This is a genomic window from Blautia liquoris, assembly GCF_015159595.1.
GTDB classification, from domain to species: Bacteria; Bacillota; Clostridia; order Lachnospirales; family Lachnospiraceae; genus Novisyntrophococcus; species Novisyntrophococcus liquoris.
Window position 1 is genome coordinate 1,958,806 of the sequence record NZ_CP063304.1, and the last position, 20,938, is coordinate 1,979,743.

The window sequence follows — 20,938 nt, forward strand, 5'->3', positions numbered from 1 at the left end:
TTTATTATGATACCTGCAGTTTCTTATGTCAATACAGTTACTTGAATTTAAGAAAAATTTTAAATTTTTTTTAGCTTTGCAAAGGAGGCAAACATTTTCTTGACACCTGCATGATCAAAGTGAACGGTGACTTCATAATCTTTTCCGCCATCTGCGATATCTGTCACTTCCCCTACTCCAAACTTCGTGTGGCGTACGGTATCCCCCACATTATATTCTAAGTGTTCAAGCCTGGTTACCGTAAACTGACGCGGCTTAAATGATACGTTGTTCGAAAATCTTTGCCTGGGATTAACGAATGCATCCCGATCAAGATCCTTCTCCCTTCCAAGTTCAACCAACTCTCTTGGTATCTCATGTACAAATCTGGAGACTTTATTATATTGAGTCTCTCCACGAATCATACGTTGGCTTGCAGCCGTCATCACAAGTTCCTTTTTTGCCCGCGTGATACCGACATAGCATAATCTGCGCTCTTCTTCCAGTTCGTCCGGATCATCCCCTGTTATGGTCATGTAACTTGGGAAAATACCATCCTCCATCCCCGCCATAAATACATAGGGGAATTCAAGACCTTTTGCACTGTGAAGTGTCATAAGAAGACAAAAGTCACTGTCCGAGTCAATCGAATCAATATCAGCAACCAGTGCAACTTCCTGCAAAAAGCCACTAAGCGTGGGGGACTCTTCCTCCTCTTCGTATGTGACAACTTTAGATATTAATTCATCAATGTTTTCTATCCTTGCCCTTGCCTCATCGGTATCCTCTGCTTCCAGCTTTTTGACATAACCGGTTTCCTCTATAATATGTTCCAAAAGCTCTTTTACCGAGTAGTATTGAACCTGTGTTCTTAATTTCTGAATAAACGTTGTAAAAGATTCTATTTTGGACAGACTCCTTGAAAGTCCCGGTATGTACTGTGCTTCTAAGAGCGCACCATAAAAATTAGTCCCTGACTCGGCCGCATGAGCCTGTATTCTTGAGATCGTCGTCGCGCCAATTCCCCTCTTCGGAACGTTGATAATTCTTTGAACGGCAAGATCGTCACTGGCATTGTCAACAGTCTTTAAATAAGACAGCAGATCCTTTACCTCTTTTCTGGCATAAAAGTTAACACTCCCAACGATTTTATAAGGAATATTTGCAATCAGTAATTTTTCCTCAAACAGACGAGACTGTGCATTCGTCCTGTATAAAATTGCTATATCACCGTACCTGCACTCACCATTTCTGATTTTCCTGCTGATTTCACCGGTGACATATTCCGCCTCCTCAAAACCATTCTGGAACTTGCGAAAGGTGATTTTTGCTCCCTTTTCATTTTCGGTCCAAAGCTTTTTCTCTTTTCTTCCTTTATTATTGGATATAACCCCATTGGCGGCATCTAATATATTGGAAGTAGATCGGTAATTTTGCTCTAGTTTGATCACCTTCGCATCCGGAAAGCTTTTTTCAAATTCCAGAATATTTCTGATATTTGCACCTCTGAATTTGTAGATGGATTGATCGTCATCTCCTACTACGCAGAGATTCCTGTTCTTCGCAGCAAGCAAATTGATAAACTGAAACTGAACCGTATTTGTATCCTGGTACTCGTCCACCATCAGATACTGAAATCTATCCTGATAATACTCCAACACATCCTGACATTGTTTGAAAAGTTCGACTGTTTTGACCAACAGATCGTCGAAATCAAGAGCATTGTTCTTTTTTAATTCTGCCTGATATTCATAATATACCTGCGATATTTTCTTCTTGTTCCAGTCAAGTCCGGCATTCTTTTCAAACTGCTCCGGAGAGATCATCTCATTCTTCGCAGAGGATATTGCCGACATCAGTGCACGTTCCTTGTATATCTTGGGATCCAGCTCCAGTTTTTTAATTACCTGTTTCATAAGTGTTTTCTGATCATCTGTGTCATATATCGTAAAACTGTTTAAAAATCCGATTCGGTCGATAAATCTGCGCAGAATACGCACACAGCTGGAGTGAAACGTACTTACCCAGATGCTCTCAGAACCGAATCCGACAATTTGATCAACCCTGTCACGCATTTCCTGTGCAGCTTTATTCGTAAATGTAATAGCCATGATATGATAGGGTTTTACGCCATTTTCGATCAGATAAGCGATCCGGTGAGTCAGCACGCGAGTCTTTCCCGAGCCGGCTCCTGCCAGAATCAGCAGCGGCCCTCTGGTATACTGTACAGCCTCTTTTTGTTGTGGATTCATATCCTCTAATATATTCATCTGTTATTCTCCATGTCATTCAGTCTCAATTGTATTCATCTGATGTTAGGGTCAAAAGTAATGTAACATAAATCGGCCGAAGATTCAAGCCGCACTGCTTTCTTTTCACGCAGAAAAGAGGACCGAAACGTTATATTCCGGTCCTCTTTGTGACTTCAAATTCACGCAGTCCTACACGTTTTACATCATGCTGGAATTCGTGTTTTTTACGCACTGTGAGTATTTTTGTTTTGCTTCCTGAACTTTTTGTTCCTGGGCAGCCGGTGTGGGATAATACCCTTTTTCATGCATCATATTGAAGACATCGGTCTGAATCGCATGCTCCTGCTCGAGACAGTGCATGATTGCCTGCCTTACATTGTCATGAACGCATTCATTTGCAAACGTATTGTAATTATTCGTCGTAGCTTTCTCTGCAGTCAGGGCATCTGTTAAGACTTCCTTTTCTGTATAGATCTGATCTTTCATCCTGATACCCTCCTTAGCTTAATTGTGCATACAGTCTGTTAAAATGTTCCTGATGTTTGTTTGAAATTTCGTTGAACTTATCTTTAACCTGCGGATCATCACTGTGCTGTGCCAGCATCTGGAATTTTTTGATCAACAGATCTTCCTCACTCAGCAGATCATTTAATGCTGATAATTCTTTTTCTGATATTGTTTCCATCTATTTGCACCTCCGTATTTATTACACGTTTAGTTTGTGCATCTTCCCATAAAATATTCTTAACTTTGTGCTCTTGCTATTTTTTTTGATTACGTATATACTTTTTAATGTATGAAAAAAATCTTCGGAGTATAAAAAATGAATAAAATTTCAACGCGCGAACGTATTCGGAATCATCCTCTCATCAGGACTTTGTTTGAATTAGAGGGAAATCAGAAGGTACTGACTTTTCTGGAACCTCTCTGGGGAATTCCCCAGAATCTGATTGCGCCTTATGCGACCCTTTATATGTACGAACTTGGGGTAAATGATGTTCAGATCGGTCTTCTGATGTCAATTGCCATGTTTGTTCAGATGATTTCTGCATTTGCCGGAGGGATTATTGCAGACAGAGCCGGGAGAAAAGTCACCTGTAATTTTGGAGATTTTCTGGGTTGGTGTATCCCATGTGTAATCTGGGCCGTTTCACAAAACTTCTGGTTCTTTTTAGCAGCGATTGTCTTAAATAGTTTTGAACAGGTCAATCAGACTGCCTGGAACTGTCTGTTAATCGAGGATGCTCCTTCTGGACAGATTCTCCATATTTATACCTGGGTTACAATATCCGGGCTGCTTTCGGTGTTCTTTGCACCGATTTCAGGGTTTGTCATCAGCAGAGTTTCTCTGGTACCCGTCATGAGAGTGTTGTACTTTATATTTGCAGTCTGTATGACAGTCAAATGTCTGATCACTATCCGCTGCACAAAAGAAACCCGTCAGGGCATGAAGAGGAAAGAACAGACAAAAGGTCAAAGTCTCTGGTACATGATATCCGAGTACCGATACATACTGCCGCGGATCTTTCAAGACAAGCCTACCGTAAAGATTCTGATTATCATGGTTCTGCTGCAGATGACTACTCAGATTACTAATAACTTTTTCTCACTCTATACGACTGAGAATCTGGGCATTCAAAAAAGCTTTTTAGCTCTTTTTCCAATCCTTCGTGCTGTTATTATGCTTATTTTTATGTTTGTGATGCAGGAGAAACTGGAAAATTTTCCATTTCGGATTCCGATGGGTGTCGGCTTTCTACTTTATATAGGCTCTCAGCTCATCTTGATCTTTAGCCCGCATAGAAATTACATTTTTATCATCCTTTATACAATTATGGAAGCTTTTGCGTTTGCACTGGTAGTTCCAAGAAAAGATTCTATGCTCGCATTATATGTTGATCCTGAAGAACGTGCACGGATCGTCAGTGTACTTGGAGTTATCATGTTTATCTTTGCATCTCCCTCCGGTTATATTGCCGGAAAACTTTCAAGCATCAACAGACAGCTGCCATTCATCTTGAATATGTCACTTTATGTAATTTCCGGAATCATCACTATACGGTTTAATGACCCGCTCCCGGAATATTTGGAAACAGAAAACGATTAATTATCAATTACTTAAATTTCACTAACGGAGTCTTGCTATGCTAAAAAATTTTTTTATATACACAAAAAATTACAAAAAAGAGTGGATCATCGGTTTCATATGTTGTTTCTTTGAAGCAGTGTTTGAAATCTCAATTCCCTCTATCATGTCAAAGATTATCGATGTCGGAATTGCCAACAAGGATACACAGTATATCCTCAAGATCGGACTGCTGATTCTGTTGTTATCCGTTCTCTCTTTCGCATTCGGAAGGGGCTGCAGTAATAACTTTTCCGTATTCGGTAATGGATTTGCCGCCGAAATCCGAGAGGCAGAGTACAAGAAAATCCAGTCATTTTCATTTTCCAATATGGATCATTTTACCACCCCTTCCCTGATTACAAGGCTTACTACCGATATCACGATCATACAGAATGCAATTGTGCCGGGCATCCGCTCCATCTTCCGTGCACCTATTATGCTTTTGACAGGCATTGTCATGGCCACTATGATGAGCAAAGACCTTGCAGTTGTATTCTTTGTGGCTGTTCCTGTCCTTGGTATTTTATTGTTTATTATTGTCAGAAGTCTTGCACCGGTTTATCACAGGATGCAGCGTATCTATGATGTCCTAAACCAGGTTACGCAGGAGAACTTAAGAGCCATCCGTGTAGTAAAGGCCTTTGCAAGAGAGGATTATGAAAGTGCCAAATTCGAGTCCGTAAACAGCCAGCTGCGGGATATCTCGGTGAAGGCATATGGGATATCCCTGTTAAATGCACCGGTGATGCAGTTTGTCATGTATGGAACGATTATAGGCCTCGTGTGGTTCGGCGGAAACCTTGTGATTACCGGACAACTGATGGTCGGGCAGCTCACGGGATTCTTAAGCTATGTTCTGCAGATCTTAAATTCCCTGATGCTCATCTCCGGTGTATTTATCAACCTGACAAAAGCAATGGAGTCTTTTGTCCGCATCGGCGAAATTCTCCATGAAGACATCGAGCTTACGGATGAGGGGACCTCAAATCACAAAATCCAAAAGGGATCTGTACGTATGGAGGATGTCTCCTTCAAATATCGTGCAGACGCTAAGGAATATGTTCTGGAAGATATCAACTTTCAGATACAGCCCGGCGAAACAATCGGTATCCTTGGTGGAACCGGTTCTTCCAAGACCTCTCTGGTTCAGCTGATACCGAGATTGTATGATGCATCAAAAGGTACTGTTTCCATCGATGGAGTGCCCGTTCAGTCATACCCGTTAAGCTACCTGAGAGATCAGGTCGCAGTGGTACTGCAGCAGAATATGCTGTTTCGCGGGACAATCAGTGATAATCTGCGGTGGGGAAATCAAAATGCCTCCGATGACGACATAAAAAAAGCCGCCGATGCAGCCTGTGCCAGTGAATTTATTGAACAAAAAAAGGATAAATTCGACTCTTATGTGGATGAGGGAGGCAACAATTTCTCAGGCGGTCAGAAGCAGCGTCTCTGCATCGCAAGAGCTCTGCTGAAAAAGCCTAAGATTCTTATTCTCGATGACTCCACTTCTGCTCTTGATATGAATACAGAAAAAGAGTTATATCGAAACCTGGAGAATGACTACCCCGATATCACGAAGATAATTATCGCCCAGCGTATCACTTCCGTGATGCATGCAGATCGTATCATCATCATGGACGATGGGCGAATTGATGAGATCGGTACTCCCAGGGAACTTCTTTCACACAACAAGATATTCAAGGAAATCTATGCATCACAGAAGAAAGGAGAGGCATAACATGGACCCGGCATCAAAAGATAAGAAAAAGAATATATTGACAACTTTAAAAAAATTCACGCGCTTTCTGGAACCGAGCAAGTATATCTTGTTTTTGATCATCCTGCTTTCCGGAATCAGCGGACTGGTTGGGATCACGGGCTCTTTTTTGCTCCGGCCAATTATCAATAACTATATCGTCCCCGGCGATGTCAGGGGACTTGGCTATGCAGTCGCAGTTCTTACGGTCATCTATCTGTCCGGAGCATTATCTACATTGGCCGGGAATCGCCTGATGGTACGGGTGACACAAAAAATAATCTATGAACTGCGTATGGATCTGTTTCATCATGTGGATTCACTGCCCCTGTCCTACTACGATGCCAACAGTGACGGAAATATCATGAGTTATTTTACAAATGATATTGATACCATAGAAAATGCCTTAAACAGCTGCTTTTCTATCATGGTGCAAAGTTTTGTAACCGTCATCGGTTCAATCATTATGATGTTTGTTCTGAATGTTCCTCTGACACTTTTCACGATGGTCTGCTTCGTAGTAATCCTGTTTATCATCTATTATAACAGTAAAGTATCAAAACAGTATTATGCAAAAAGGCAGCAATATTCCGGAGATCTGAATGGCTTTGCAAGGGAGATGATGGAAGGGCAGAAAGTTGAAAAAGTTTTTGGCCATGAGCGAGAAAACTTAAAAAGTTTCCACATTCTAAATGAAGATCTGAGAATAGCCTCCACCAAAGCATTCGCTTATTCGGGTGTAATGACCCCCATGGTGGTCAGTATCGGTTTTATCAATTACACATTTACCGCCAGTGCCGGGGCTCTGATGGTAATCAAAGGTCTGATCGATATCGGAACACTGGCCTCCTATCTGATCTTTGTCCGTCAGTTTTCAGTTCCGGTCAATCAGTTTACTCAGCAGATGAACCTGTTTTTGTCCGCCGTATCCGGAATGGAACGAATCTTTACTGTCCTTGAGACTGAACCCGAAATTGACGAGGGTGAGATTACACTATCTCCGGCAAAGACTGATAAAACCGGAAATTATGTAAAAGCCGATGATTTTACCGGTGCCTGGGGATGGGAAACACCGCAGCTCGACAATCTGATTCCACTAAAGGGAGATGTACGATTTCATGATGTTACTTTCGGATATGATTCAAACAGAAAGATTCTCGATGGAATTAATCTTTATGCAAAACCAGGACAAAAGATTGCTTTTGTAGGCTCAACCGGAGCCGGGAAGACTACAATTATCAATCTGATCAACCGCTTTTATGAAATCTACGGCGGTCAGATCACTTACGACGGTATCGATATCCGGGATATCCGAAAAAAAGATCTTCGAAAGTCCTTATCCCTTGTGCTGCAGGATACACATCTCTTCTCGGGAACGATTACGGACAATATTCGTTATGGAAATTTAGAAGCTACAGATGAGGAAGTACGCGGAGCCGCAATGCTCTCTAATGCAGATTCATTTATCCGAAGACTTCCGAATGGCTACGATACTATGATCAAGAACGACGGAGACAATCTTTCTCTCGGTCAGAGACAGCTTCTTGCCATCGCCCGTGCAGCTGTAGCTAATCCACCGGTTCTGATTCTGGATGAGGCGACAAGTTCTATTGACACACGAACGGAAGAACTGGTGGAAGCCGGCATGGATGCAATTATGAAAAACCGTACCGTCTTCGTCATCGCCCATAGACTTTCTACGGTTCACAATGCCAACGCCATATTGGTTTTGGACCACGGGCACGTGGTCGAAAGAGGAACTCACGATGAACTGTTAGCTCAAAAGGGAAGATATTACAAGCTTTATCATGGGATGATGCAGTTGACCTGACAGAAAAAGAAGAGAGGACATAAGTGAAATACTTCATGTCCTCTCTTCTTTTTTTGTTACTTATTTACTACAGAAGTGATAGTGTCAAAAACAGTGATGCCATCAAAGATGCGATCAATGATACAACCGTAATCTGCGTATTAATTGACGGCCCTGCCGTATCTTTAAAGGGATCACCTACAGTATCGCCGATAACCGCAGCTTTGTGGGCATCGCTGCCTTTTCCACCGTTATGGCCTGATTCAACGTACTTCTTAGAATTATCCCAAAGTCCTCCCGCATTGCTCATAAAGTTCGCAAGCAGAAGACCGCTTATGATATTGCCGGTAAGGAAACCTCCTATCGCCCTTACACCACCGATAAAGCCCACCAGAAGTGTTGCGATAATGGTCATCAGGCCCGCCGGAATCAGTTCATGAAGCGAACCCGTTGTTGCCAGTTCAATGCATCGGTCATATTCCGGAATAACATCTTTCTTTCCTTCTTTTAATCCTGGTATTTCGCGGAACTGACGATGGATCTCGGATACCATACGCTGTGCATTTCGATTGACACCGAGCATCAACATGGCACTGAAAACAGCCGGAATTGCTGATCCGATAATCATTCCGAAGAATACAATTGGATCCATTACATCAAATCCAGTCAGATATTTTTCTCCCGCCGCGACAAGTCCTTTCGCCACTGCTGCTTCATTTACCTCACTGATAAACGCACCGAGAAGTGCAATTACGGTCAGACCTGCAGCGCCAATTGCAAAGCCCTTTGTGACAGCCTTGACAGTATTTCCTGCGCTGTCCAAAGAATCAGTGATATCAATTACATCATCGCCCAGATCACCCATCTCAGCGAGTCCTCGTGCATTGTCCACAATTGGACCATAAGCATCATTTGATATGATCATGCCTACAATCGAAAGCATCCCCACAGCCGCCATTGAAATTCCAAACATGGCATAATCGCCGCCTAAAGGTGCACAGAGCTTATACGAAATCAACGCGGAAAATGCAATCCCGATCAGTGCCGGCAGCGTTGATATAAAACCATAAGATACACCCGAAAGGACTGTAAATGCCGGCCCTGATTCACTTGCTTTTGCTGTCAGTTGTACTGGCTTTTTTGCGTCATCGGTGAAATAGTCACTGGCGATACCGATAATAACTCCCACGAGAAGCCCCACAAAACTGGCCCCCCAGATACGCCATTCCAGATGGAATACAGCTGTCGCTATTGCCGTCAGTACTGCAAAAATTGCCGTTGTAACATAAGTACTCGAATTCAGGGCAAAGGTAGGATTGTCATTCTTCCCCATACGTGCTGTAGCCACTCCTATGATCGATGCCAGAAGCCCAAGAGCCGCGTAGCAGAAAACCATGGATACATTCTTCGTGCCGCCCATCGTCTGATCAAGTGCCGCTCCCATGACAAGCGCCGCCGCCATAGAAGCTACATTCGAATCAAAAAGATCGGCTCCCATTCCGGCAACATCCCCGACATTGTCTCCTACATTGTCAGCGATAACTGCAGGATTGCGCGGATCATCCTCCGGAATCCCAAGCTCCACTTTTCCGACAAGATCGGCAGATATATCCGCGGTCTTGGTAAATATTCCCCCGCCTGCCTTTGCAAAAAGTGCCAGTGAACTGGCACCAAAGCTGAATCCCAGCAGAGTTGTCGTATCTCCGGTGAGCCAGAATACCAGTGCAACACCAAGAAGGGATGCTCCTACCACAGCCATTCCCATGACTGCACCGCCCCGAAAACCGCACAGGAAAGAAAGGCGAATACCTTTCTGTGCCGCCTCGGCGGTCTTCGCATTTGCGATTGTGGCTACGGCGATCCCAATCTTTCCTGCTGCAGCAGAAATAAGTGCTCCAAAAATATACGCCAACGCCATCTGAAAATTAAGCAAAATATGTCCCTTCCATATCGGAGATGGAAGGAAGATGAAGATCAGTACCGCACATACGCCGCAGAATTTGGCAAGTACGAGGTACTCCTTGTTGAGAAATGTTGCCGCCCCCTGACGGATATAGCCGCTCACCCTATGAATCTGTTCATTCGATGACGGCTGCTCCTTTACCCAGCCATACAGCCAGGCTGCCAGTGCAAACGACAGTAGTGATGTGACAATTGCGATGACTATAAAACCTGTTGAACCCAATGTAAAATCCCCTTTCTTATTATAAGTTTGGATTATCAGCTGATTCGCTGTAATACCCGCTTCCTCCATATTATATGTATAGCTCTCACGCATCTCCTCTCCGGTCAGGCAAAAGGTTATCTTTTTCATGCGAGCATGAAACGCAGGACCTTTTGACCCTTATGATACACGGATTATTACGCTCTTCGAGCTCTCACAATCCTAAAAACATTCGAATTCCACCCTAATCGGGTTGCGTTCTCATGTTTTTACGGGTCCCAAAGTCATGCTTTTTCATGCGAGCATGAAACGCAGGACCTTTTGACCCTTGGTATCATAATATGCAATTGGAAAATCAAATGACCGCCCAAATAACATTGGTACGGTCATTCTTCCGGATTCTATAATAATTTTTCGATCTCTTGTCCCAGATCCTCAGGTTTATAGGCTGGTGCAAAACGATCTTTCACGTTTCCTTCTCTGTCAATCAGGAATTTTCCGAAATTCCACTTGATGGCACTTTCCTCATCAAAGTGAACCATACCTTTTACCTTCTCTTCAAAAGCTTTTGTCTCCTCAGTTTCACGAGCTTTCGGAGCTTCCTCTTTGAGCCAGGTGAATAACGGGGCTGTTTCTGGTCCGTTTACATTTATTTTCGCAAATCTTGGAAACTTTGTTCCGTAATTCATCGTACAAAAGGTTGAGATTTCTTCATCGCTGCCAGGTGCCTGTTCTAAAAACTGATTGCACGGAAAATCCAGAATCTCAAGGCCTTTATCTTTGTATTTCTCATACAATTTCTCAAGTGCTTCATACTGGGGAGTCAGACCACATTTTGTAGCGGTGTTGACAACAAGTAAAACCTTTCCCTTATAATCTGCAAGAGAAATTTCTTCCCCCTTATTATTCTTGACTTTAAAGTCGTAAATTGTCATATTCTATCCTCCTTTGTGGATTAATTGTCTAACTTTTTGTTTCTATACCAACATTATATAATTCTTTCGAGTCAGATGCAACTATTATTTCAAAAAACTTCCTTACCACACGTTAAATAATAATTTGGCATACTTATCAGTTCTAGTTTAGTTTTTATCAAGATATACTGTAATAAAACGAATCCGTGAAAGCAGGACAAAATATGGATCTTATGATCAACAAAGATGTCAGACTGTTACTTCTCAACTATTCGAATAAAACTATGAATGTATATTACTTGAACTATGTCTGGAAGATGCCTTTGATCGGCCTTCGCCCCCCTTACTATACGAACCCAAGTTACGACCTCAACTACCCCATCATCTGAAAGTTAACAAGAAACATATATAGAAAGGAAAATGAACGATTCAATGGAAAACAAAAATTCTTCCTGCAACAATGATAATGATTCCAACATGAAACAGACAGTGGAAAATCTGCTGAACTATTTTGAAGAAAATATGATACGAAGACCTTACCCTATGTACCCTAATTACGGTACGATCACAAGATACGAAGATGTTCCGATCAGTGTTCCGGAGCAACATCAGTTCCGACAACCGGGACTTGAAGAATTGATGGTACCAAGACCTATTATAGAGAATCCAAACTATAAAGGATCTGGAAAACTAATAGATAAAGTAGCTTTAATTACCGGCGGAGACAGCGGTATTGGTGCAGCCGCTGCAATAGCTTTTGCAAAAGAAGGTGCCGATGTGGCGATATCCTATCTTGATGAGGAAAACGATGCCATGAGGACAAAAAAACGAATTGAAGAACTTGGATGCAAATGCCTTTTGCTTCCCGGGGATCTCAGAGACAAGAAACACTGCAAGAATATCGTCGGTGACACTGTGAAATGTTTCGGAAAAATTGATATTTTGTGTAATAATGCCGGTGTACAGTTTCCGCAGCCGAGCCTTTTGGATATCAGTGATGAGCAGTTTGAAGAAACATTCAGGACCAATTTCTTTCCACATTTTTACATAACTAAGGCTGCACTTCCTTATATGGAACCAGGCAGTTCGATCATTGGAACAGCATCTGTTGTGACATATATGGGAGAGGAAGATCTGATTGATTATACTTCTACCAAAGGAGCTATCGTCGGTTTTACGAGAGCTCTGGCCAGAAATCTCGGTAAACAGGGCATCCGGGTAAATGCTGTGGCTCCGGGGGAGATCTGGACTCCTCTCATCCCTTCGAGTTTTTCTGCCGATACGGCAGCCGTACCCGAAAACAATATGCTGATGCGCATGGGTCAGCCATTTGAACTGGCACCCGCATATGTATATCTGGCATCTGATGATTCACGTTTTGTAACCGGCCAGGTTATTCATGTCGATGGAGGACAGACAACAAATTCATGATAGAAAGTGAGCGGTTTCCGCTCACTTTTTCTTTCGCTCTCCCTGAATTATGGACGGCCTAAATGTTCATTAAGTTCATTGATTTCTCCCCATTCTCGTTGTTCAATAGCCCCGCATGGTGTCATCAATCAGCCGTTTTCCAGATATGCCCTTGGAACGCAGCAGCTTCGCCACTGAGTCGATAACACCGGGCGAGGCGGACATATAGTAATATGCCTGATTCCCATACTGACCGGCCAGCTCTGAAAGCTTTGCCTGTGTTTCCTCTCGCGCCGACACCTTATGCAGTGACATGGACGGGTTGTCGTTCGCAATGGTGTGGATCTCATCCCCAAAGAGATAGAAATCCGAAGAGGAATAGACGATATGAATAGGTCGTGTCTGGCTGTGCGCCAGCTCCTTGACGAGCGCGCGCACCGGCGTGACACCCACCCCTCCGGCAAACAGTACTATGGGCGAATACTCGTCCCGGACGCGGAACCAACCAAAGGCACCCTGCACTGAAACCTGGGCACCTGGCTTCAGTGAAAGCAGCGCCTTTTTGAACGCACTTGTTTCCTTGCCGGTTCTGGTGCCAAACAGCAATACGCCTTCCTCTTGGATAGACGCAATAGAAAAAATGCGGTATTCTTTTTCGATCCCCTCATGGTCGGGCAGACGAAGCATCACATGCTCCCCCGCATTCCATGTAAACCCATCGGCGGGCTTGAGGGCAATCGTGTGGTAGTCTCCGTGGGGGTTTTCAGCCTCAACAACGGTCGCCACGGTTTTGCGCATCATCCCCTTGAGGTAACGCGCGTTCTTGATGAATCCCCATAGCATTTTTAAGGTGTCCATATAAATCTTCTCCTTTTTAATTTCGTAAAAGTATAGTCAGATCTGTTCGGTTAAAATGTAATGTATGGTGTCACGTAATTCGGCAAAGTTTACAATTTGTAGTAATTACCAGAAAGTATGTGCAGAAGAAATACCGATAACTCATTTGTTGATATACGATTGTTATCTTTAAACCAACAAATAATCATTTGTGTCATAGCTCCGGCTAAGAAAGCATTTGCATATTTGTCAGTTCTGCTGTCCTCTTTGGGCGAAACTTTACTTGTAAAATCTTGCATTGCCGCCGTTACTTCTTCTGAAATCAGCCACTCCAATTTCTGGTCAATCAGAAGTCCGAGCAATTCACGATGTGTTTCAAAAATTCCCGCGAAACAATCAGTTATATCGCTCGGAAGAATATTTTTCTTGGAATTCAACTTTTGAAACATTTCGTGATAGCAATTCCGAAGACAAAAACGCAATACATCATCTTTATCATCAAAGCAATTATAAAATGTCTGCCGTACAAGTTCGGCTTTTTGGCAAATGTCTCGCACAGTTATTTTATTGTATGGTCTTTCTTTCATAATAGAAAGCAGTGCGTCTGCAATCCATTTTTGTGACCGAATGGCTTTTGGATTATCACCTTGATACATTCATTCTCCTTGTTTTGTATAAGTTAAGTCAGCGACCTTGACACTTGTCCATGTCAGTATTATAATACTGACATGGACAAGTGTCAAGGTGATTTCTATATTAATTAGTTGGAGGTTTATATCATGGTGAATTTTCTCTTTGTACTAAGCGGTGTATGTTGGACTTTGGTTTACATTAGTCTTATTTATAGGGGATTCAAAGACAAAACATATGGGATGCCACTATTTGCATTGGGATTGAATATTGCATGGGAGGTGCTTTATTCTATCGATGGGATATTTATTCATAAGGCGAATATGCCCCCTGTACAAAATGTCGCAAATGTTGTTTGGGCATTTTTTGATATACTGATTGTGATAACATTTTTTCGCTACGGAAAAAAATATTTTCCTGAAATAGGAAAGAAATATTTTCTCCCTTTTGGCACTCTCGCAATATTTACTTGCGTCGCCTTACAACTGGCATTCTATTTACATTTTGACAGTGGTGTTGAGGCATCGCAGTACTCCGCATTTGCACAGAATGCAGCCATGTCTATCATGTTCCTATATATGCTATTTCAACGAAAAGGAACGGAAGGTCAGTCATTTACGGTTGCTATCGCAAAGTGTTTGGGAACACTTGCTCCGACAATTCTCGGTGGCTTTATCGAAAGTACAAATATGTACATCATGCTTACCGGTATGGTATGTCTCGTTTTCGATATTTTTTACATTATTGGATTGTTTCAAAAAAACAAGACATCAAAGGTCGCTGTTTTTTAAGACTCAATAATTTATTTTAAGATCACTTCAGCGGTGCTTGATTGTTTTTAATTGTCTTGAAAGACTGACGGTGCAGTAGCCACCATTATGGCTACTAAGTATCAGATTGGAGGGATAATGGCAACGGAAGAACCGGAAGACTGCTTGTGAATTTGGATCTGATGAAAGCAGGGTATCCACCGATTGACATTAAGTTTACAAAAGAACGAACGGACACACGGCTACGTTTCCGTCGGTCCGTCCTCCCTCTGCGCGATGTTATCTTAAAAATCAACCGTTATCGCAAATTTCCCCTGCGAATGATTATTTACAATATCTGCAATCACCTCGTGTAATGGTAATCCGATAAAAAAGCTTAATAAGAAACCTATAATAAGAGATGGACAAGTAATTATCGGTTCTCCCGCAGTCCATGTTTTGATAAACATCGAAAGCACAATAACCACAAACGGCAGGATTATAAAGGGAAGTGCTTTTATCATCATTTTCTCCATTGCCGATATAATCAGTCTCTTTACATTCTCATTGCTATCATTGGATAGTCAAAAATTCAACAATTTCCCTGCCAATTGTTTCGTACTCATAATTGTGAATATAATGTGGGCAATCTAACTCTACATATGTTCCTGCTTTAATTTGAGAAATATACTCTATTGGAATTTTACGCCACGTTTCTTTATCAAATCCTGTTCCACCCGAACCATCTGAAATGAATAATAGCATTGGAAGTTGAGGCACACCTAATTCATTTACTCTTTCTGCATTTGCTTTTACTACTTCGGCTTCATTTATCATGGATACAGTTGCTGTCCGTCTGTAGAAAATAGCCTTGTAAATTTCCTTTTCTTCATCCGTTAACGTTCCATGCTTTATTGCTTCGCTATCTGAAATCCCTGGAATTAATCGAGTAACACCAATGCTTGCTCCAAAACTTGTAACTTTCATCATGGGAATGCTTATTTTCATACTGTCATAATATTGCGGAACAGCCATATCAAACCCTATAATCGCCGACACTTCATCAGGATATTTTTGTGTCCAATATAAAGCTTCAAGCCCCGACATAGAGTGTGGACAAAGAACATAGGGAGCCGTTAACCCTGCCGCAGTAAGTGCTGCCCTTGTATCTTCAAGAATAGAGTCAAGGTCTCTGCTTTTATCAACTATATCACTAAATCCATACCCGAATTTTTCTACTACAGCTATTTTATATCTATCATTTAAAAGAGAGTAGAGGGATTTAAAATCTAGTATCGGAGAACAAGTTCCTCCTCCCGACATAAAAACAAGTGTTGCGTCACCTTTCCCCTCAGTATAAACACTCATATTGTGTCCATCCACTTCAACAATTTGTCCAAGAGGCAAGGTGATTTCAGTTTCCTTTTTTAGACGAATTTTATGATTTATGTATAATACTAATATCAAAAAAATTAACACAGCAACAATAATGAGTAGCGTTTTCACAATCCCTCTCCCCTTTCGCCATAGAGCCTCTTTTTTTACCATATCTACCAATCCTCTTTCTAAAAATGTTCAATCCACAGCCTAAACTATCAAAAAAGCATCCAAATCGCACACTCACTAAGCACCATTTTTCCCTATCTATCGACAAATTCCCATAGGTAACGGTAGTGACGGATTTTTCTCTCGCCGATAAATATTGGTTGCTGCGGCGCAGCTGTGAGCCTACACGCGCAATCAGCTCAGAGATCGGGAAGGGCTTTGAGAAATAGTCATCTGCACCAAGCCCCAACCCAAGAACCTTGTTCATATCGTCAGTCCTCGCTGTCAGCAATGACTATGGTCTACACCGGCTCATGATTCATCGGAAAGAACACTATTCTTTCCTTACTGCCATGATTGGCATCTGCATCCATCTGGATGCTCGCTACAAGCAGCTGCAACTGGCTGTATAACATCATCTCACTTCAATGCTTTTTCTTTTCAGCTCTTCCATATTGGAAGGTCTAAAAATCATGCCTTTCTTCCACTTGATCCCCTGTGATGAACACAATTTCCTTTTCCAAAAGCCTGCCTGGCTGAATTTCCCAATGATGTATGGAATTAAATCAATTGTTCATCGAGTTTCCGAGACTACTCTTCCATTTATACTGGCGATCATAAAGTTTTTAAATAAAGTTCAAACTTATCCTCAGTTTTGAACTATTCGCAATATTCGAATAGTTTAGCAGAGCAGTTATCCCAAATTTTTGAGCAACTTATTTTTGCCGTTTCCCCTTTTGTTCCAGTAGCTTTATGCTTTCCAAATAATCCTTTTCCACACTGCTAAGAGTTTTGGCCTTATACTTTTTATACTCGATCTGAGCCTTTTCCATCGCCTGTAAATGACTGACCGTGCCATTTCCGGTGAGAAGGTTTTCTCCTGTGGAAGTCAAAATCCCGTCTAGATGCTTTGCCCAATCCTCCATTGTCATAGTGATTTCCCGCTCCGCCTGTCTTTCCGCAAAATCAAGATATCCGGATACCAGCTGTCCCATTGCCCGAAGTTCTTTTTCATTCAGATAATTCTTTGCAATTTTCGCTTCCTTCAAAGTCGGTTGTTCCCCTGAAAATGACATCAATCCCATAAAATCTTTTTCGGCATCAGCACGGTGATAAATCACTTCGGTAGCTGTCTCGCCGGAAACAGCATAGTGAATTTTGTTCTGTACTCTCTTGAAAAACTGAACAGAAACTTCCGCTTTGGGATCATAGTCTATGCTTGTTGCATAGATTTCCAGCACCTGACGATAAAACACCTTTTCTGATGCCCGGATATCACGAATCCGTTCCAACAGTTCTTTGAAATATCCTCCTCCGCCCAACTCCTTTAGGCGGTTATCATCCATAGTGAATCCCTTGATCATATATTCTTTCAAGCGTTCTGTTGCCCATCTTCTGAAATTAGTTGCAATAGAAGATTTTACTCTGTATCCAAGGGAAATAATCATATCAAGGTTGTAAAACGGCATCTCTCTTGTAACTTCACGATTTCCTTCTTTCCGAACTTGTCGGAATTTCCGACAGGTTGAATTTTCATCAAGCTCACCTTCATCATAAATATGTTTTATGTGTTCCACAACATTGGTTCGTGAAGTCTGAAACAAGTCTGCCATCTGTTGTTGTGTAAGCCACACAGTTTCGTCCTGCATATTGACGTCTATCTTCGTCAGACCATCTTCTGTCTGATAAATTATCATTTCACCATGATTATCCAATATCTTATTCTCCCTTCAGTTTTAATACCTAATCCTTCCCACATCTCTCAAGTACATACAATCTCCTTGAATTTTTCTCCGGCATAGATATATTCTATCTTGCCATTTATCTTCATGGTAAACAGCCAATCAAAATTCATAGCATGATTGATCTCCAGCGTATGCAAAATTCCATCTCGGATAAATTCATAAAATCGATAGCCATCATCGGCAAATCGGCTTTGCGTGGTATTCAGTGTAGCGATAGCACTTTTGTCCGTGAGCTTTTCAAAACAGGTGATTGGGTTTTCTTCAAACATTTTCTTTAAGGCCTTTGTCATTTGCTTATCCGTCTTATATAATTCAATCAGATAGTGTGCCATCATATCGCCGACATTTTCTAAGTCTGCTACCTTTACATCAACTAAAACAGAGTTAACTTGCTGGCAAAATTCACTACTTGGATACATTTTCTTTTATCGAAATAAAACAGTTTTGCACCCCATTCAAGAATTTTATCTCCGCTTTCATTCTCAATCACAGCCTCAGCAATCTGATTAATTGGAGGAGTTAATTCCTTTGGAAGTTTCAATTTGTATCTTTCAAAGGTCTGCTTTGTCGCATAAATAATCATAAAGCATCACCCGCATTTTCTCGTTTCACATAGGTCAGTTCAATATCATAGCCAAGAGCCTCCAGCATCTGCACGAAGGTCTTATTTACCACACCGTCCTGTTTTTTGATGATACGGTTGACATACTGTCCCGTGGTACCAATCTTCTCGGCAAGGTGTGCCTGCGTGATGCCGTCCTCTATACATTTGACCTTAACATCCACTTCTATATTATTTTTCAGCATACTGTTTTCTCCCATTAAGCAAACCGACCGACTATTTCTAACACATTTCAGATAATTTATTATACTACTACTTTGTGAATTTTTCAATCCTTTGCAGAAAAATAGACACCCTGCATTTTTACAGAGTGCCTATCGCTGTTTTGGTTATTTTATCCCTTTATCTCTATCTGAATGCCTGACTTAAACAAGAAATTCAAATGGTCATCGTACACCGTGATTTTTTCTATCAGCTTTCCTACCAGTTGTTCGTCATAGGCTGTCACTCGTTTCGGCTGAGATTTCAAATATTCTATCATTTCCTCTGTTCGCTCAATTTGTGCCTTATAATTCACACTGTCCGCCATTGCTTGCTTCTGCTCATTCTGCAGGGCATAAATCTTATCAACCACCTTGGAATAATCCTCCGATGCAGCAGTCATTTTAACAAGAAGTGTCTGCTGCTTTTCTATATGCTTTCTGATAAGCTCCAATTCTTCGGTGTGGGCATTTCCAAGAACCTCTGAAATATTAGTTTCCCAAACCTTTATGACTCTTTGCTTTCCTCCAAGAACTTTGTTGATAGCTTCAAGCACCAAGTTCTGCAGCTGTATCTCTGACAGCGTCCTTGCCGGACATTCCACTCCCGGAGCATCCAGCCGTGTAATGCATCTCCACACTATCTGCTTTTTACCGTGATTGTTCCAGTGGGTTCTGCGGTATACATCATTGCAGTGTCCGCAAAAAACAATACTGAAAAGGGCATATTTACTGCTGTGGTACTTGTGGCACTTTGGATTTCCCATCACCAACATTATAATTACTTCTCTGAACCAAACCGTGCTTTCTTTTGACCTGTGCGACATATAGTTGTGATACCTTAAATCCTGCATTATCAAGCACATACTGCCTTATCTCTGCATAGGTAGCCTTACTCTCCGCCTGTGTCAAATCCATCTCATCAAGGTCAATTTCGACCTCAATCGACTGGGTTGATTTTAGTTTGGACAAAAGAACAACCGTCTCCACATGGCACGATACGTGCTGATGAATGTCTGGGTATTGAGCAGTTTCCATGGACCTCTATTTTTTAGGTCTGTTTGTTTGCGGGAATATATCCAAGGTAAAAATACACTCAAAACGGCTGCTTTTATAACCTCGCCTGTTCGTGAAAACAGGTCATAGAGCCCGTTCTTGCCTATTAAATGCAGAAGGCCTGAATCTCCGAATGTCTCAAAACTACGCTTTGAGGGAACAAGTCTGAAATGTCATCGTCTCAACCTAGAGAGTGTCTAACAGATCCCGATAAATACGGTTAGTAGATAACTTTCTGCTTGAATTCTTCTCTTCTCATTCTGTCTTTCTGCTTTCGATATCTTTAAGAGATCGACCATCCTTTGCTTTCCATGTCCTCGGACCACTCACGCTGTAGCCAAGAACAAAATCTGCGGCCGCCGACGAACTGGAAAATAAGAGATCTTCTGTCGTAATCAGATCATTTATTTTACCATTACCAACCATTTTCTTGCGAAGCCTGACTATTCCCACATTTAACTTCTCTGATACTTTCCCATTAACCGTCGCACCCTGTAAAACTACAAAGCCCTCTGTTGTTGTTTTACCAGTAGCGTTTGCTCTTCCAGTCGAAATGTAGAGAAGTTCCTCATCTGAAGCTGAACCAACAGAATCTTTCTGCAGCACTGGCTCCAAGGCCTTATATCCAAGTGCATTTAACAGAATCCTCACATTATCGATAAATTCTTCCATCATGGCCTTTTGGGATTCTTTCATAACCGTGTTCTGATAGGTGTTCTTTGTAAGAACGGTATAACGTTTGCTATTTTTTGCTATTTCTACAAAACGATTCTCCAGATAACGTATAAGAGCTTTATTAAGATCCCTACCCGTGAATATTACGGCTGTATTCCAGTAGTATTTTTCTTTTTCTGATTGATAATCCCGAAGGTGCTGTATAAGTCGGTCCTTCACGTTCTCGGATTCGCCAATATAAACGGAATCTCTCCCATCATCTTCCTTGCAGAACAGGAAATAGACTCCAGCCTGTATTATATCATCCCGAGCACATGATGAGAGCTCTATCCTTGGTATCTTTATGGCTTTACCGTTCCAGTTAGAGAGTTCAGCAGTAATGATGCTGTCCGCAGTACCATTTACAAGAAATAGTTCGATTGATTTGCCATAGGTCACATTACGCACCTCCTCAATGCCATAA

The 20,938-nt window shown here is 41.8% G+C and carries 22 protein-coding genes; 6 read left to right on the forward strand and 16 right to left on the reverse strand.

All coding sequences use genetic code 11. The features are described from left to right. Positions 1-59 precede the first annotated feature (59 nt). The 3 genes from pcrA to INP51_RS08960 form a co-directional block, all read right to left on the reverse strand. Positions 60-2,249 (reverse strand): DNA helicase PcrA, encoded by a 2,190-nt coding sequence (gene pcrA / locus INP51_RS08950; protein WP_193734535.1) that lies wholly within the window; start codon positions 2,247-2,249, stop codon positions 60-62. 180 nt (positions 2,250-2,429) lie between these two features. Further along, positions 2,430-2,717, reverse strand: coding sequence for a spore coat protein (locus INP51_RS08955; protein WP_193734536.1), 288 nt, complete (start codon positions 2,715-2,717; stop codon positions 2,430-2,432). A gap of 13 nt (positions 2,718-2,730) precedes the next feature. Further along, complete coding sequence (locus tag INP51_RS08960; protein WP_193734537.1) at positions 2,731-2,916, reverse strand: hypothetical protein; 186 nt, start codon at positions 2,914-2,916, stop codon at positions 2,731-2,733. A 138-nt stretch (positions 2,917-3,054) separates the two neighbouring features. Between INP51_RS08960 and INP51_RS08965 the strand changes: the two genes are divergently transcribed. The 3 genes from INP51_RS08965 to INP51_RS08975 are packed head-to-tail and all read left to right on the forward strand — an operon-like array spanning position 3,055 to position 7,949. Next, complete coding sequence (locus INP51_RS08965; RefSeq protein WP_193734538.1) at positions 3,055-4,338, forward strand: MFS transporter; 1,284 nt, start codon at positions 3,055-3,057, stop codon at positions 4,336-4,338. Positions 4,339-4,375: 37 nt separating this feature from the next. After that, on the forward strand, positions 4,376-6,100 hold the full coding sequence (locus INP51_RS08970) for an ABC transporter ATP-binding protein (RefSeq protein ID WP_193734539.1): 1,725 nt from the start codon (positions 4,376-4,378) through the stop codon (positions 6,098-6,100). A 1-nt stretch (position 6,101) separates the two neighbouring features. After that, positions 6,102-7,949: an ABC transporter ATP-binding protein gene (locus INP51_RS08975; RefSeq protein WP_193734540.1), complete on the forward strand. Its 1,848-nt coding sequence runs from the start codon at positions 6,102-6,104 to the stop codon at positions 7,947-7,949. Positions 7,950-8,016: 67 nt separating this feature from the next. On the opposite strand, the gene INP51_RS08980 is transcribed toward INP51_RS08975, so the two are convergent. Then, positions 8,017-10,242, reverse strand: a complete 2,226-nt coding sequence (locus tag INP51_RS08980) for a sodium-translocating pyrophosphatase (protein ID WP_230406754.1) — start codon at positions 10,240-10,242, stop codon at positions 8,017-8,019. Positions 10,243-10,493: 251 nt separating this feature from the next. Continuing rightward, complete coding sequence (locus INP51_RS08985; protein ID WP_193734541.1) at positions 10,494-11,027, reverse strand: glutathione peroxidase; 534 nt, start codon at positions 11,025-11,027, stop codon at positions 10,494-10,496. A gap of 203 nt (positions 11,028-11,230) precedes the next feature. Here INP51_RS08985 and INP51_RS08990 point away from each other — a divergent pair, with 203 nt between their 5' ends. Both INP51_RS08990 and INP51_RS08995 read left to right on the forward strand, forming a co-directional pair. Further along, on the forward strand, positions 11,231-11,395 hold the full coding sequence (locus INP51_RS08990; protein ID WP_193734542.1) for a hypothetical protein: 165 nt from the start codon (positions 11,231-11,233) through the stop codon (positions 11,393-11,395). Between the two features lie 43 nt (positions 11,396-11,438). Further along, positions 11,439-12,437, forward strand: a complete 999-nt coding sequence (locus INP51_RS08995; protein ID WP_331463423.1) for an SDR family oxidoreductase — start codon at positions 11,439-11,441, stop codon at positions 12,435-12,437. 102 nt (positions 12,438-12,539) lie between these two features. On the opposite strand, the gene INP51_RS09000 is transcribed toward INP51_RS08995, so the two are convergent. Both INP51_RS09000 and INP51_RS09005 read right to left on the reverse strand, forming a co-directional pair. Beyond that, positions 12,540-13,274 carry an FAD-dependent oxidoreductase gene (locus INP51_RS09000; protein WP_193734543.1) on the reverse strand — a complete coding sequence of 245 codons (735 nt, stop codon included), beginning with the start codon at positions 13,272-13,274 and terminating at the stop codon, positions 12,540-12,542. 89 nt (positions 13,275-13,363) lie between these two features. Then, entirely contained in the window at positions 13,364-13,909 is a 546-nt protein-coding gene (locus tag INP51_RS09005) for a TetR/AcrR family transcriptional regulator (RefSeq protein ID WP_193734544.1), read from the reverse strand. Positions 13,910-14,032: 123 nt separating this feature from the next. Between INP51_RS09005 and INP51_RS09010 the strand changes: the two genes are divergently transcribed. After that, positions 14,033-14,674 carry a transmembrane-type terpene cyclase gene (locus INP51_RS09010; protein WP_193734545.1) on the forward strand — a complete coding sequence of 214 codons (642 nt, stop codon included), beginning with the start codon at positions 14,033-14,035 and terminating at the stop codon, positions 14,672-14,674. A 263-nt stretch (positions 14,675-14,937) separates the two neighbouring features. On the opposite strand, the gene INP51_RS09020 is transcribed toward INP51_RS09010, so the two are convergent. The 9 genes from INP51_RS09020 to INP51_RS09060 all read right to left on the reverse strand — a co-directional run bounded on the left by INP51_RS09020 (position 14,938) and on the right by INP51_RS09060 (position 20,913). Then, complete coding sequence (locus tag INP51_RS09020) at positions 14,938-15,168, reverse strand: hypothetical protein (RefSeq protein WP_193734546.1); 231 nt, start codon at positions 15,166-15,168, stop codon at positions 14,938-14,940. A 37-nt stretch (positions 15,169-15,205) separates the two neighbouring features. Then, positions 15,206-16,180: an alpha/beta hydrolase gene (locus tag INP51_RS09025; RefSeq protein WP_193734547.1), complete on the reverse strand. Its 975-nt coding sequence runs from the start codon at positions 16,178-16,180 to the stop codon at positions 15,206-15,208. 713 nt (positions 16,181-16,893) lie between these two features. After that, complete coding sequence (locus INP51_RS09030) at positions 16,894-17,892, reverse strand: virulence RhuM family protein (RefSeq protein WP_193734548.1); 999 nt, start codon at positions 17,890-17,892, stop codon at positions 16,894-16,896. A 47-nt stretch (positions 17,893-17,939) separates the two neighbouring features. Continuing rightward, on the reverse strand, positions 17,940-18,341 hold the full coding sequence (locus INP51_RS09035) for a hypothetical protein (RefSeq protein WP_193734549.1): 402 nt from the start codon (positions 18,339-18,341) through the stop codon (positions 17,940-17,942). After that, complete coding sequence (locus INP51_RS09040; RefSeq protein WP_193734550.1) at positions 18,296-18,505, reverse strand: hypothetical protein; 210 nt, start codon at positions 18,503-18,505, stop codon at positions 18,296-18,298. The genes INP51_RS09035 and INP51_RS09040 overlap by 46 nt, the downstream gene beginning before the upstream one ends. Further along, complete coding sequence (locus INP51_RS09045; RefSeq protein WP_193734551.1) at positions 18,502-18,729, reverse strand: helix-turn-helix domain-containing protein; 228 nt, start codon at positions 18,727-18,729, stop codon at positions 18,502-18,504. Before INP51_RS09045 ends, INP51_RS09040 begins: the two co-directional genes overlap by 4 nt. A gap of 149 nt (positions 18,730-18,878) precedes the next feature. Beyond that, positions 18,879-19,511: a zinc ribbon domain-containing protein gene (locus INP51_RS09050; protein WP_193734552.1), complete on the reverse strand. Its 633-nt coding sequence runs from the start codon at positions 19,509-19,511 to the stop codon at positions 18,879-18,881. Then, positions 19,474-19,782 carry a 23S rRNA methyltransferase gene (locus tag INP51_RS09055; RefSeq protein WP_329602293.1) on the reverse strand — a complete coding sequence of 103 codons (309 nt, stop codon included), beginning with the start codon at positions 19,780-19,782 and terminating at the stop codon, positions 19,474-19,476. The genes INP51_RS09050 and INP51_RS09055 overlap by 38 nt, the downstream gene beginning before the upstream one ends. Positions 19,783-20,055: 273 nt before the next feature. After that, positions 20,056-20,913 (reverse strand): GIY-YIG nuclease family protein, encoded by an 858-nt coding sequence (locus INP51_RS09060; protein ID WP_193734553.1) that lies wholly within the window; start codon positions 20,911-20,913, stop codon positions 20,056-20,058. Positions 20,914-20,938: the final 25 nt, after the last annotated feature.

Excerpts from the sequence above, each read along its gene's own strand:
- pcrA (WP_193734535.1), bottom strand. The coding sequence starts at position 2,249 with ATGAATATATTAGAGGATATGAATCCACAACAAAAAGAGGCTGTACAG.
- INP51_RS08955 (WP_193734536.1), bottom strand. The coding sequence starts at position 2,717 with ATGAAAGATCAGATCTATACAGAAAAGGAAGTCTTAACAGATGCCCTG.
- INP51_RS08960 (WP_193734537.1), bottom strand. The coding sequence starts at position 2,916 with ATGGAAACAATATCAGAAAAAGAATTATCAGCATTAAATGATCTGCTG.
- INP51_RS08965 (WP_193734538.1), top strand. The coding sequence starts at position 3,055 with ATGAATAAAATTTCAACGCGCGAACGTATTCGGAATCATCCTCTCATC.
- INP51_RS08970 (WP_193734539.1), top strand. The coding sequence starts at position 4,376 with ATGCTAAAAAATTTTTTTATATACACAAAAAATTACAAAAAAGAGTGG.
- INP51_RS08975 (WP_193734540.1), top strand. The coding sequence starts at position 6,102 with ATGGACCCGGCATCAAAAGATAAGAAAAAGAATATATTGACAACTTTA.
- INP51_RS08980 (WP_230406754.1), bottom strand. The coding sequence starts at position 10,242 with ATGAAAAAGATAACCTTTTGCCTGACCGGAGAGGAGATGCGTGAGAGC.
- INP51_RS08985 (WP_193734541.1), bottom strand. The coding sequence starts at position 11,027 with ATGACAATTTACGACTTTAAAGTCAAGAATAATAAGGGGGAAGAAATT.
- INP51_RS08990 (WP_193734542.1), top strand. The coding sequence starts at position 11,231 with ATGGATCTTATGATCAACAAAGATGTCAGACTGTTACTTCTCAACTAT.
- INP51_RS08995 (WP_331463423.1), top strand. The coding sequence starts at position 11,439 with ATGGAAAACAAAAATTCTTCCTGCAACAATGATAATGATTCCAACATG.
- INP51_RS09000 (WP_193734543.1), bottom strand. The coding sequence starts at position 13,274 with ATGGACACCTTAAAAATGCTATGGGGATTCATCAAGAACGCGCGTTAC.
- INP51_RS09005 (WP_193734544.1), bottom strand. The coding sequence starts at position 13,909 with ATGTATCAAGGTGATAATCCAAAAGCCATTCGGTCACAAAAATGGATT.
- INP51_RS09010 (WP_193734545.1), top strand. The coding sequence starts at position 14,033 with ATGGTGAATTTTCTCTTTGTACTAAGCGGTGTATGTTGGACTTTGGTT.
- INP51_RS09020 (WP_193734546.1), bottom strand. The coding sequence starts at position 15,168 with ATGGAGAAAATGATGATAAAAGCACTTCCCTTTATAATCCTGCCGTTT.
- INP51_RS09025 (WP_193734547.1), bottom strand. The coding sequence starts at position 16,180 with ATGGTAAAAAAAGAGGCTCTATGGCGAAAGGGGAGAGGGATTGTGAAA.
- INP51_RS09035 (WP_193734549.1), bottom strand. The coding sequence starts at position 18,341 with ATGTATCCAAGTAGTGAATTTTGCCAGCAAGTTAACTCTGTTTTAGTT.
- INP51_RS09040 (WP_193734550.1), bottom strand. The coding sequence starts at position 18,505 with ATGATTATTTATGCGACAAAGCAGACCTTTGAAAGATACAAATTGAAA.
- INP51_RS09045 (WP_193734551.1), bottom strand. The coding sequence starts at position 18,729 with ATGCTGAAAAATAATATAGAAGTGGATGTTAAGGTCAAATGTATAGAG.
- INP51_RS09050 (WP_193734552.1), bottom strand. The coding sequence starts at position 19,511 with ATGGGAAATCCAAAGTGCCACAAGTACCACAGCAGTAAATATGCCCTT.
- INP51_RS09055 (WP_329602293.1), bottom strand. The coding sequence starts at position 19,782 with ATGGAAACTGCTCAATACCCAGACATTCATCAGCACGTATCGTGCCAT.